Source organism: [Lactobacillus] rogosae (assembly GCA_900112995.1).
Taxonomy (GTDB): domain Bacteria; phylum Bacillota; class Clostridia; order Lachnospirales; family Lachnospiraceae; genus Lachnospira; species Lachnospira rogosae.
In genome coordinates, this window is record FONU01000006.1 from 84,177 (window position 1) to 97,441 (window position 13,265).

At 38.2% G+C, this 13,265-nt stretch carries 9 protein-coding genes; all 9 read right to left on the reverse strand.

The features are described from left to right. Nucleotides 1-95 precede the first annotated feature (95 nt). Nucleotides 96-1,784 (reverse strand): NADH-dependent [FeFe] hydrogenase, group A6, encoded by a 1,689-nt coding sequence (locus BM157_RS02765; protein ID WP_055174371.1) that lies wholly within the window; start codon nt 1,782-1,784, stop codon nt 96-98. Further along, nucleotides 1,778-3,628, reverse strand: a complete 1,851-nt coding sequence (locus tag BM157_RS02770) for an NAD(P)-binding protein (RefSeq protein ID WP_022502742.1) — start codon at nt 3,626-3,628, stop codon at nt 1,778-1,780. The genes BM157_RS02765 and BM157_RS02770 overlap by 7 nt, the downstream gene beginning before the upstream one ends. A gap of 523 nt (nt 3,629-4,151) precedes the next feature. Further along, a complete protein-coding gene (locus BM157_RS02775) occupies nt 4,152-5,315 on the reverse strand; it encodes a phosphoglycerate dehydrogenase (RefSeq protein ID WP_090139856.1) in 1,164 nt (387 codons plus the stop codon). Continuing rightward, nucleotides 5,315-6,397, reverse strand: coding sequence for a 3-phosphoserine/phosphohydroxythreonine transaminase (gene serC, locus BM157_RS02780; protein ID WP_318255772.1), 1,083 nt, complete (start codon nt 6,395-6,397; stop codon nt 5,315-5,317). The genes BM157_RS02775 and serC overlap by 1 nt, the downstream gene beginning before the upstream one ends. A gap of 191 nt (nt 6,398-6,588) precedes the next feature. Then, nucleotides 6,589-8,280, reverse strand: coding sequence for a biosynthetic-type acetolactate synthase large subunit (gene ilvB / locus BM157_RS02785; RefSeq protein ID WP_055174368.1), 1,692 nt, complete (start codon nt 8,278-8,280; stop codon nt 6,589-6,591). Between the two features lie 54 nt (nt 8,281-8,334). After that, nucleotides 8,335-10,005 carry a dihydroxy-acid dehydratase gene (gene ilvD / locus BM157_RS02790; protein ID WP_022502746.1) on the reverse strand — a complete coding sequence of 557 codons (1,671 nt, stop codon included), beginning with the start codon at nt 10,003-10,005 and terminating at the stop codon, nt 8,335-8,337. 184 nt (nt 10,006-10,189) lie between these two features. Then, nucleotides 10,190-11,272, reverse strand: a complete 1,083-nt coding sequence (gene leuB / locus BM157_RS02795; RefSeq protein ID WP_055174367.1) for a 3-isopropylmalate dehydrogenase — start codon at nt 11,270-11,272, stop codon at nt 10,190-10,192. A 350-nt stretch (nt 11,273-11,622) separates the two neighbouring features. Beyond that, nucleotides 11,623-11,907 carry a preprotein translocase subunit YajC gene (gene yajC, locus BM157_RS02800; RefSeq protein ID WP_022502748.1) on the reverse strand — a complete coding sequence of 95 codons (285 nt, stop codon included), beginning with the start codon at nt 11,905-11,907 and terminating at the stop codon, nt 11,623-11,625. 135 nt (nt 11,908-12,042) lie between these two features. After that, nucleotides 12,043-13,179 carry a tRNA guanosine(34) transglycosylase Tgt gene (gene tgt, locus BM157_RS02805; protein ID WP_090139862.1) on the reverse strand — a complete coding sequence of 379 codons (1,137 nt, stop codon included), beginning with the start codon at nt 13,177-13,179 and terminating at the stop codon, nt 12,043-12,045. Nucleotides 13,180-13,265: the final 86 nt, after the last annotated feature.

Sequence of the window (13,265 nt, forward strand, 5' to 3'; positions counted from 1 at the left end):
TCTTATTTTATACTTAATTATCTTATTCATACTAACATTGTATATCAATAATTCGTATAACATATTATACAAATACACAGGTAGTGTCACTTTACCTAATGGCTGATATGTAATAATTCATGTGCCTTGTGTGATAATGGCTCACCAAAATAATCTTTGTAGCACTGCATTACTGATGGATTTTCGTGTGAAAATCTGAGATTATTCACTTTATCAAGTCCATAAAGCACCTTGCTTCTATTGGCTACTTTGTTATCATCATCTTTAATAGGCTGTCCACCACCATTAATACATCCACCAGGACAAGCCATAACTTCAACAAAGTCATAATGTGCCTTGCCTGTTGCAATAGCTTCCATAAGCTTTCTTGCATTAGAAAGACTGCTTGCAACCGCAACCTTAAGTATATTGCCATTAATTGTAAACTTAGCTTCCTTCCAGCCGTCAAGACCTCTTACACACTGGAAAGCATCAGGTTCTGGATTAGTCTTATTAACAAGGTAATAAGCACTTCTAAGTGCGGCTTCCATAACTCCGCCTGTAGCACCAAATATAACACCTGCTCCGCTTCCTACACCTAATGGGTCGTCAAATTCTTCTTCCTCAAGTTCCTGAACTTTTATAAAGAAAGACTTTAACATACGTTCCACTTCTCTTGTAGTAAGAACCGCATCAACATCTTTACCATTATCCCATGTACATTCATCTTTCTTGGCAAGACAAGGCATAAGTGATACACAGAATATTCTTTCAGGCTCTACGCCCAGCTTTTCTGCATAATATGACTTAGTAACCGCTCCAAACATCTGCTGTGGTGACTTTGCTGTTGAAAGCCTGTCCACATACTGAGGATATTCCTTCTTTATAAAGTTGACCCAGCCCGGACAGCACGATGTAAACATTGGAAGTCCTGACTCCTTAATCTCTGGAAGTCTTTCAAGAAGTTCGCTTCCCTCCTCCATAATAGTAAGATCTGCTGAAAATGTTGTATCAAATATGTAATCAAAGCCAATCCTTCTAAGTCCTGCAACAAGTCTTTTGGCTGTTGCGAAATCTTTAGAAAGTCCAAAGCCTTCACCCCACGCTGTTCTTACAGCTGGGGCTATCTGAACGACTGTTATAATATTCTCATCTTCAACTGCATCAAGAACACGGCCTACATCATCTCTTTCCCTTAATGCACCTACTGGACAGTTCACAACGCACTGTCCACATAGAGTACAGTTAGTCTCCTGAATAAGTCTGTTCTTAGCCACATTCACAGTTGTTCTTGAACCTGTATTAACTACGTCCCATACGTGCATACCCTGAACATTATCACATATCTGCACACAACGCATACATTTAATACATTTGTTATTCTCTCTTATAAGTGGAAATGTCTTATCCCATTTATTCTTTTCAAGAATAGAGTCATAAGGCATCTCAGATATATTAAGTTCATTGGCAAGTGACTGTAATGTACAGTTACCGCTTCTTACACAGGAAGCACATTCATAATCGTGCTGTGAAAGTATAAACTTAACATTAGTCTTTCTTGTTGTACGTACCTTTCTTGTGTTAGTACGGATAACCATACCTTCCTGAACAACATTATTGCACGCCGTAACACATCTGTCCTGTCCCTCAACCTCAACAACGCACACACGGCACGCACCTATTTCATTAACTTCCTTAAGATAGCAGAGTGTAGGTATCTCAACGCCTACTTTTCTTGCAGCTTCAAGGATAGTTGTACCATCTTCTACTGATATAGCTATACCATTAATTGTTGCATTTACCATTGTTCTTCTCTGCCTCCTCTGAATGCTCCAAATCCAAAATGGTCACATCTTAGACAGCGCCCAGCCTCCTGACACGCTTCCTCACAAGAAAATCCATATTCGATTGGCTCAAAATCATTCTTTCTTTCTGCCGCATCTCTTAACGCAACCTCAACTCTTCCACAGGCAACCTTATCTTCATTGCTTGCATACGGAATTTCAACATCACATGTAATCTCATGGTTAAATCCTAAATATTCATCTATATTAGCCGCCGCAACTTTACCTGCCGCAATAGCCTTAATAACTGTCGCTGGTCCAGTTACACAGTCACCACCTGCAAAGACACCCTCAGACATTTCTCCGTCCTGTGGTGTAATATTACCTGTATTAAGTGCTGATATAACACCTCTCTGAACCTTAATACCGTGTTCCTCGAAGCTCTTAGTCTCTATACCTTGTCCGATAGCAACAACTATAAGGTCACTTTCTAATAAAACCTCATCTTTAGCCGCTGCCTTAGGAGCTGGTCGTCCGTGTGAAACCCTTGATATCATCTGTGGCTTTACAATAAGTCCTATAGCATTACCTTCTTCGTCCTGCTTAATACGCACTGGTGACATAAGTTCAAGAACATCACAGCCTTCCGCCTCTGCACCCTCAACTTCTTCTTCAAGGGCAGTCATATCTGCTTTACGTCTTCTGTATACAATGCTTACCTTGCTCGCACCAAGTCTTATTGAAGAACGGGCAACGTCCATTGCCACGTTACCACCACCGATAACGATAACCTTCTTGCCTGTATAATCTGGCATATCTCCATCACCGATAGCACGAAGCATCTCTACAGCAGATGTAATGCCGCTCTTGGCATCCTCGCCTTCTATACCAATCTTTTTATCAGCGTGTGCTCCAATTGATATGTATGTAGCATCGTATTCTTTGGTTATATCATCAAATGATATATCCTTTCCTACGCTTATATTCTTCTTAACTTCTATTCCTGTTGAAAGTATTGAGTCAATTTCCTCGTCAAGCTTCTTTCTTGGAAATCTATAATTAGGAATACCATATCGTAACATTCCGCCAAGCTGCTTTCTCTGCTCAAATATAGTAACCTTATGTCCCATAAGTGCAAGATAATAAGCCGCACTAAGACCACCCGGTCCGCCACCGATAATAGCAACCTTCTTGCCTGTCGGTGCTTCACATTCTGGAACCGGAACAATACCTGAATTATCAACAGCCATTTTCTTAAGTCCACGGATATTAACAGGTGCATCTATAATTGTTCTTTTACATCTGTTCTCACAAGGGTGCTCACATATATAAGCACAGGTTGTTGGCATTGGGTTATCCCTTCTTATAAGTCTTACCGCATCAGCATATCTTCCCTGCTGTACAAGTGCTATGTAACCTGGAATATCAACACCTGCAGGACATGACTTAACACAAGCAACCGGCTGGTTACTGTTGCATGAACAGAAACCATTATGTATATGTGATTCAAAATCATCTATACAGCCATCAACTGACTTTAATGCAAGCTTTGCAGCTTCATATCCTATTGCACAGTCTGCTGAATAATATATACCTTCTGCTGTAAGCTTAATATTCTCTACTGTCTCCTCATTTGCCTCACCATCAAGAACATTATCAAAAAGTCTTGCAAGCTGTCTTAATCCTACACGGCAGGGAACACATTTACCACACGACTGTGCAAGACACATTTTTATAAATGACCTTGTAAGGTCAACTGGACAAAGCCCAGGAGGACTGGCTACAATTCGTCTTTCAAGATCCTGATATAAAGACTCCATCGTAACCTGAGCCTTATCTTTAGTTAATATCGTTAATCTACTCACTAATAAATAGACCTCGCTTTCTATAATAATATTACTGCTTTCAATCTGCAATCCGACATCAATATACCTCTTAATATCAATATATAATTAGACACCAATGTATCATTTAATATCAATATATAATCTGATATCATCATTGCAGCTTTCTTCTATATCCAAACTATTATAGTGTAACATTACCATTAATAATTGACAACAAAGGTTATTTCTTTAACAAACTAACACAAATACCATATTTTACATACAATTCTTAATACAATGTGCTGTCCTGCAAACTTTTACAACTAAACACCTTATTATCCATATAATACACGATATCACTATAAATACACCATACAATTAACTTAATCTAATATTATACCGCCACGCACTATTATGCAAGCAGAAACGATTTCGGCATTTCACACTACTATGCAGAAAAAAAGCAGGTGCAAAACGAATTTCACACCTGCCAAAATAAAATATATAACATTTATCATTCTTAATTATCAAAACAAGAACAAACTGCTATTAAATTCTATAATTACTTAACAACTCTTACCTTAATAACACCATCTATAGCTGAAAGCTTAGCTGTTACATCTTCTGTGATAGCTGAACCTGTATCAAGAACAGAGTAAGCATAATCTCCTCTTGACTTGTTATCCATAGATTCGATATTAATACCTGCATCACCCATAACGCTTGTAAGCTTGCTTATGATTGCTGGAACATTCTTATGGCATACTGTAACTCTTCCTGCTGATGTACATACGCCACAATCACAGTTAGGATAATTAACAGAATTAACAATATTACCGTTCTCTATGTAGTTTCTTAATTCCTTAACTGCCATAACAGCACAGTTATCCTCTGCTTCTTCAGTTGAAGCACCAAGATGAGGAAGTACAATAACACCTTCCTGACCTGCTGTTGTTGTATTAGGAAAATCTGTAACATACTTAGCAACCTTGCCAGACTTAATAGCATCAAGAATAGCTGGCTCATCAACAAGTACATCTCTTGCACAATTAACAACGACTGTACCCTTCTTCATCATATCAAATGCTGCCTTATTAATCATGCCCTTAGTACTATCAAGTGCTGGCACATGGATTGTGATATAATCACATTCCTTGTATATATCCTCAACATTAACAATATGCTTAACTTCGCTTGAAAGATTCCAGGCTGCATTAACTGAAAGATATGGGTCATATCCATATACTTCCATTCCAAGGCTTATAGCTGCATTAGCAACTAACTGTCCGATAGCACCAAGTCCGATAACACCAAGCTTCTTGCCTTTGATTTCCTTACCAGCGAATGCTTTCTTAGCCTTTTCTGCTGACTTTGCAATATCCGCATCATCTTTATTATCTTCTACCCACTTGATACCGCCAAGTAAATCTCTTGAAGCTAAAAGTAAAGCTGCAAGAACGTGTTCCTTAACCGCATTAGCATTAGCACCTGGTGTATTAAATACAACGATACCCTTATCTGCACATTTATCAAGTGGAATATTATTAACACCAGCTCCAGCTCTTGCTATAGCAAGAAGATTATCTGGTAATTCCATATCGTGCATCTTAGCACTTCTTACAAGTACTGCATCCGCTTCTTCAAATGCTGCATTAGCATTATAATCGCTTGAGAAAAGGTCAAGACCTACAGAAGCTATATTATTAAGACAATTTACGTTAATCATTAGGCATTCTCCTTTTCGAACTTCTTCATAAATTCAACTAACTTCTCAACGCCTTCGATTGGCATTGCATTATAGATAGAAGCTCTCATACCGCCAACTGTTCTGTGACCCTTAAGATTTACAAATCCAGCCGCTTCTGCTTCTTTAACAAATTTAGCATCAAGTTCTTTATCACCTGTTACGAAAGGAACATTCATAAGTGAACGGTCTTCCTTAACAACTGTTCCCTTAAACATCTTAGACTCATCAAGGAAATCATAAAGAATTTTAGCCTTCTTTTCATTGTGTTCTTTCATAGCTGAAAGTCCACCCATCTTCTTAATCCACTTAAATACCTTGCCGCAGATATAGATATTGTAGCAAGGAGGTGTATTATAAAGAGAATCTGCATCTGCCTGTGTCTTCCACTTTAACATAGTTGGTGTTCCAGGAAGTACATCATCTGTTATAAGGTCTTCTCTGATAATTGCAATAACAACACCAGCAGGTCCGATATTCTTCTGAACTCCGCCGTATACTACACCATATTTTGTTACATCAATTGGTTCTGATAAGAAACAAGATGAAACATCTGATACAAGTATATGTCCCTTAGTATTAGGGAGTGTCTTATACTTTGTTCCATATATTGTGTTGTTCTCACAGATGTATACATAATCTGCATCCTCTGGAATATCAAGATCTGAACAATCTGGTATGTATGAATATGTCTTATCCTCTGAGGAAGCTACAGCAACAGCCTCACCATAGATTTTAGCTTCATTAAATGCTTTCTTAGCCCACTGGCCAGTGATAATATAAGCTGCTTTTTTGTTCTTCATAAGGTTCATTGGAACTTCTGCGAAGAACTGCGATGCACCACCCTGAAGGAATAATACCTTATAATTGTCAGGTATATTCATAAGCTCTCTTAAGTCTTTTTCAGCTTCTTTGATGATGTTATCGTAAACCTTGGAACGATGGCTCATCTCCATAACCGACTGACCAGAACCCTGGTAATCTAACATCTCATCTGCTGCTTCCCTTAATACTTCTTCGGGTAATACTGCTGGACCTGCACTAAAGTTATAAACTCTTGCCACTTTCTCTTCCTCCTGATTCATTTCAATAATTAATCATAAACATTTAATCATAAGTAAATATATTCAAAATAACTTAATATATTAAAAATTTATTAACATTTATTCTATTCCTGCTAAATCGCTCTGTCAAGTTAATATTTTATCATAATAAAGTATTTGCTGTACTTTTTTTAATACCAAAAGGCTGATGCTTAATTAGCACTCTCCTTTTTATTAAGATCATCTCTGTCAAATGCTTCTGATATAGGTGCTCCAGGTGCAACCATAGGGAATACCTTATCATCTTTGCATATATCACATTCAATGACGCAAGGTATATTAAGCTCGATAGCTTCTTTAAGAGCCTTCTCAAAGCTTTCTATATCTGCTACACGGTATGCCTTAGCTCCCATACCTTCTGATACCTTAACAAAATCAACCTGATCGTTAAGTACTGTTGCAGAATAACGCTGTCCATAGAAAAGATCCTGCCACTGGCGTACCATACCAAGAACGTGATTATTAAATATAACCTCGATTATTGGAATATTGTAACGTGTAGCTGTTGCAATCTCATTCATATTCATACGGAAACAGCCATCTCCTGCTATATTAATAACAACCTTATCACGACAGCCAACCTTAGCACCTATGCTTGCACCAAGTCCATATCCCATTGTGCCAAGTCCACCTGATGTAAGAAGTGTTCTTGGACTTTTGAACTTATAATGCTGTGCAGCCCACATCTGGTGCTGTCCTACATCTGTAGATATAATTGCATCTCCGTTAGTAATCTCATATATCTTTTCCATAATATATGGTCCATTAAGAACATCTTTTCTATACTTCATAGGGAACTTTTCTTCATAATTTTTGATATGTTCCATCCATTCTGTATGCTCTGACTGCTCAAGCTTGGCATTAACTCTCTTTAGTATCTCAGCCGCATCACCTATTACAGAAGCATCTGTATGTATATTCTTATTAACCTCAGCCGCATCTACATCAAACTGAAGAATTTTCGCATTCTTTGCAAATTTCTTTGTATTTCCTGTAACCCTGTCAGAAAATCTTGCACCGATTGTAATAAGAAGGTCACATTCTGACACACCAAAGTTAGATGTCTTAGTTCCGTGCATACCAAGCATACCTGTATAATGAGGATCTGAACCATCAAATGCACCTTTACCCATAAGTGTATCGCATACAGGTGCATCTATCTTTTTAACGAATTTTCTTAATTCATCCGAAGCTTCTGATGCAATAACTCCGCCGCCGACAAATACATATGGCTTCTTAGCGGCCTTAATCATAGCAACTGCATTTTCTACATCTTCTTCTGTGATTGTATCTGTAACTCTCTCAATTGGCTTAGGAGTTTCTTTAATGTAATCACACTCATTAGCTGTTGCATCTTTAGTTATATCAACAAGAACAGGACCCGGACGTCCTTCCTTAGCTATCTTAAAGGCTCTTCTTAATGTAGCAGCAAGATCCTTTACATCTTTTACAATAAAGCTGTGCTTAGTAATCGGCATAACTATTCCAGCTATATCTACTTCCTGAAAACTATCTCTTCCAAGGAGTGGAAGTGTAACATTACATGTAATGGCAACGATTGGAATTGAATCCATCATAGCTGTTGCAATACCTGTTACAAGATTAGTGGCACCAGGTCCTGATGTCGCAAAACATACACCAACCTTTCCTGTTGCTCTCGCATATCCGTCTGCGGCGTGAGATGCACCCTGTTCGTGAGATGTAAGGATATGTGTTATCTCATCTGAGTGCTTATATAACGCATCATAGACGTTAAGAATGGCTCCACCTGGGTATCCAAATACAGTATCTACACCCTGTTCTTTTAAGCATTCAACTATAATCTCTGAACCATTTAATATCATTAGTCTGTCTTCCTTTCATTATATTTATCATTCTATTTTATCTAAATATACTTATTATGCCTCTGGTGTCTTTAAAACAGCACCTCTGTTACCTGATGTAACCATTGAAGCATATCTCTTAAGATATCCTGTTGTTACCTTAGGTTCTCTTGGCTGCCATTTTGCTTTTCTTGCGGCAAGTTCTTCATCAGAAACTTTAAGTTCAAGCTTTAAGCCTGGAATATCAATGCTTATGATATCGCCTTCCTCTACTAAAGCAATAGGACCGCCTACTGCTGCTTCTGGTGAAACGTGTCCAATAGAAGCACCACGGCTTGCACCTGAGAAACGTCCATCTGTAATAAGTGCAACTGATGAACCAAGTCCCATACCAGCAATAGCTGATGTTGGGTTAAGCATTTCTCTCATACCAGGGCCACCCTTAGGGCCTTCATATCTGATAACAACAACATCACCAGGTACAATCTTTCCGCCCTTGATAGCTGCAATAGCATCTTCTTCACAGTCAAATACTCTTGCTGGACCTTCGTGTACAAGCATTTCATCAACAACTGCTGAGCGCTTCACAACTGAACCATCTGGTGCAAGGTTACCAGAAAGAACTGCAAGACCTCCTGTCTTACTATATGGCTTATCAACTGGTCTTATGACTTCTTCATCTTTATTATAAGCCGTAGCAATGCACTCACCAATTGTCTTTCCTGATACTGTCATACAATCTGTATTAAGAAGTCCAATATCAGCAAGCTCCTTCATAACTGCATATACACCACCGGCTTCATTAAGATCTTCCATATATGTAGGACCTGCTGGTGCAAGGTGGCAGAGGTTAGGTGTCTTTTCGCTTATTGGATTAGCGAACTTAATATCAAAATCAAAACCAATCTCGTGTGCAATAGCTGGAAGATGTAACATACTATTTGTTGAACAGCCAAGTGCCATATCAACAGTAAGTGCATTCATAATAGAATCCTTTGTGATAATATCTCTTGCTGTAATACCCTTATTAACCATATCCATAACAGCCATACCAGCGTGCTTAGCAAGCTTAATTCTCTCTGAATATACGGCTGGGATTGTTCCATTCCCACGAAGTCCCATACCAAGAGCTTCTGTAAGACAGTTCATAGAGTTAGCTGTATACATACCTGAGCAAGAACCACAAGTAGGACATACCTTTTCCTCAAATTCAAGAACATCTTCTTCTGTCATTGTTCCAGCCGCATATGAACCAACTGCCTCAAACATAGATGAAAGACTTCTCTTCTTACCCTTTACGTGACCTGCAAGCATAGGACCACCTGATACAAATACTGTAGGAAGGTTAAGTCTTGCTGCTGCCATAAGAAGTCCCGGAACGTTCTTATCACAGTTAGGTACCATAACAAGTCCGTCAAACTGATGTGCAATAGCCATACATTCTGTTGAGTCAGCTATTAAATCTCTTGTTACTAAAGAGTACTTCATACCAACGTGTCCCATAGCAATACCATCACACACAGCGATAGCTGGGAATACTACTGGAACACCACCAGCTTCTGCTACTCCTAGCTTAACTGCATTAACAATCTTATCAATATTCATATGACCTGGTACTATTTCATTATATGAACTTACGATACCAATCATAGGTTTCTTCATCTCTTCTGCTGTGAAGCCAAGTGCATTAAAAAGGCTTCGTGCAGGTGCCTGCTGCATACCGCTTCTTGCGTTATCACTTACCATAACTATTCTCCTTGTAAATCTAATTCTTTAAGTTAAAATGTTCTCTTAGCCCACATATTTACATAAAATACATAACTTATTCCAATATTCGTTAAGCCTTCATACATTATACTGCTTCACTAATTATCCAGCTTTTATACATTATGCTGCCAGGAAACATTTATCATTACTGTCTATACTTTATTTATACTCTCTCTGCTATAAGGTCACCCATCTTGTCTGTTCCGACCTTTGTGCAGCCTTCTGAATAAATATCTGTTGTTCTGTAGCCTTCCTTAAGGACTGCTGCAACTGCTGCCTCAATGGCATCTGCTTCCTTATCAAGGTCAAGTGAATATCTTAACATCATAGCTGCTGAAAGGATAGTTGCTATAGGGTTAGCTATATTCTTTCCTGCTATATCTGGTGCTGAACCATGGCTTGGCTCATATAAGCCTAACTTAGTCTTACCAAGGCTTGCTGATGATAACATACCGATAGAACCTGTTATCATACTTGCTTCATCTGAAAGAATGTCACCGAACATATTCTCTGTAAGAATTACATCAAACTGTCCCGGATTCATAACAAGCTGCATAGCACAGTTATCTACAAGCATATCCTCTAATTCAACTTCTGGATAATCTTTAGCAACTTCGTGTACAATCTTTCTCCAAAGTCTTGAAGAATCAAGTACATTCGCCTTATCAACACTTGTTACTTTCTTTCTTCTCTTCATAGCAATTTCAAAACCCTTGATTGCTATTCTTCTAATCTCTTCTTCATTATATGTAAGAGTATCTACAGCAGTCATAAGTCCATCAACTTCTTCTGTGTGTCTTTTACCAAAATAAAGACCGCCAGTAAGCTCTCTCATAATAACCATATCGAAGCCATCGCCGATTATCTCTTCCTTAAGAGGGCAGGCTGTCTTTAACTCATTGTATAAATATGCAGGACGAATATTAGCAAATAACTCCAAATCCTTACGAATTTTTAATAATCCTGCCTCTGGTCTTAGGTCAGGTGCAACATCATACCATCTTGAGTTACCCACGTTGCCACCAACAGCACCAAGAAGCACTGCATCTGAAGCCTTAGCAATTGCTACTGCCTCATCTGTAAGAGGTACTCCACACTCATCAATAGAGCAGCCTCCCATTAAAATCTTCGTATAATCGAACTTATGTCCATATTTGTCAGCCACTGCATTTAACACTTTAACTGCTTCTGCGACTATCTCTGGTCCGATTCCATCACCGGGAATTAAAGTTATTTTACAATCCATAACGTATCCTGCCTTTCCTTCTTGTACTAACGCCCTACTTAAGTTTATTAACCCACTTTCAGGCTATTGGTTAATATATTACTCCATAATAGTGCATTTTTCAAGTATTTGTACAATATCGACAGTATCAAAACGCCCATTTTTATCAAAATAGAAAAAGCACATTCTCGCACCGTATTCGGTCGTTTGCATCAACCCACATCTTCGTGCGGACGCGTATTATCGTCATATGATATTTTTTGTATAACAGAGAATCCTATCAGAATTTCCCATTACACAAAAAAGCTTCCAGTACCATTTACCGGCACTGGAAGCTAAATCTTTTAATTCTGATTTATTATTCTCTCTGATTATTCTTCTGATGAAGCTGGCTTTTCTACCTGAGCAATTGCTTTCTTCTGCATTGTTATACGGCAGTTCTTATTGTTACCAAATTCAACGATAACATCATCTTCTGTTATATCAAGAATAACACCATAGAAGCCACTTGTTGTAAGAACATAATCACCTATCTCCATAGAGTCCATAAGCTGCTGCTGTTCTTTCTGCTGTTTCTTCTGTGGCTTAATTGCGAAAAAGTACATTAATGCACCAAGTGCAACTACATATACTACAATAATACCAAGCTGTCCCATATATATTCCTCCTAATTACTTGCCTTCATATAGGCTCAATATTGTTATAATACCTTAATTGTGGTCATATGTCCATTGTTTAATGATAAATTTATAGCATTTTTATGATTTTAAATATTTATGCACTGCCATTAATTATTTCTTATCATAAGTCTTAAGCAGATACAATCTTTCATCCTTAAAGCTCTTATAATTTCCTGCATCAATAGCCCCCCTTATATCTTCCATAAGGTGATTATAAAAGTAAAGGTTATGAAGCACACAAAGTCTCATTCCAAGCATTTCCTTAGCCTTAAGCAAATGTCTTATATATGCTCTGGAATAATTCCTGCAGGCTGGACACTGGCAGCCATCCTCAATAGGTGCTGTATCTTTTTCATACTTTGCATTAAAAAGATTAATCTTTCCAAACTTTGTATACACGTGTCCGTGACGTCCATTTCTTGATGGATATACACAGTCAAAGAAATCAATACCCCTGTCAACCGACTCTAAGATATTAGCTGGTGTACCAACTCCCATAAGATAAGTTGGCTTGTTCTGTGGAAGGTATGGAACAACCTCGTCCAGAACGTGATACATTTCTTCGTGTGTCTCACCAACCGCAAGACCGCCAACTGCGTATCCGTCAAGATCAAGCTCTGATATGCGCTTTGCGTGGTCAATTCTTATATCATCATAAATTGCCCCCTGATTAATACCGAATAACATCTGACTCTTATTTATAGTATCTTCAAGTGAATTAAGACGATTCATCTCCTTCTTACAACGCTCAAGCCATCTTGTAGTTCTCTCAACTGAATTAATAATATACTTTCTATCAGCCTTAGCAGGCGCACACTCGTCAAATGCCATTGCTATAGTCGAACCCAGATTAGACTGAATCTGCATACTTTCCTCTGGCCCCATAAATATCTTATGTCCATCTATATGTGACTGGAAAGTTACTCCTTCTTCCTTAATCTTACGAAGTCCCGCAAGTGAGAACACCTGAAATCCACCCGAATCTGTAAGAATAGGCTTATTCCAGTTCATAAACTTGTGAAGACCTCCAAGCTCTTTTATAAGCTTATCACCCGGTCTTACATGGAGGTGGTAAGTATTGGATAACTCTATCTGTGTTCCTATTTCCTGTAAATCTGTTGTAGCAACTGCACCCTTAATAGCAGCCACTGTACCAACATTCATAAATACAGGTGTCTGCACAGTTCCATGAACTGTTGTAAATTCAGCTCTTTTTGCTCTTCCATCTGTCTTTAATATCTTGTACATATTCTCTCTTTCCTTATATATAATCTTAAATTAATTGCCCTTAAATATACAACCTATATTTCTCAACAAATATATATAATCTGCAT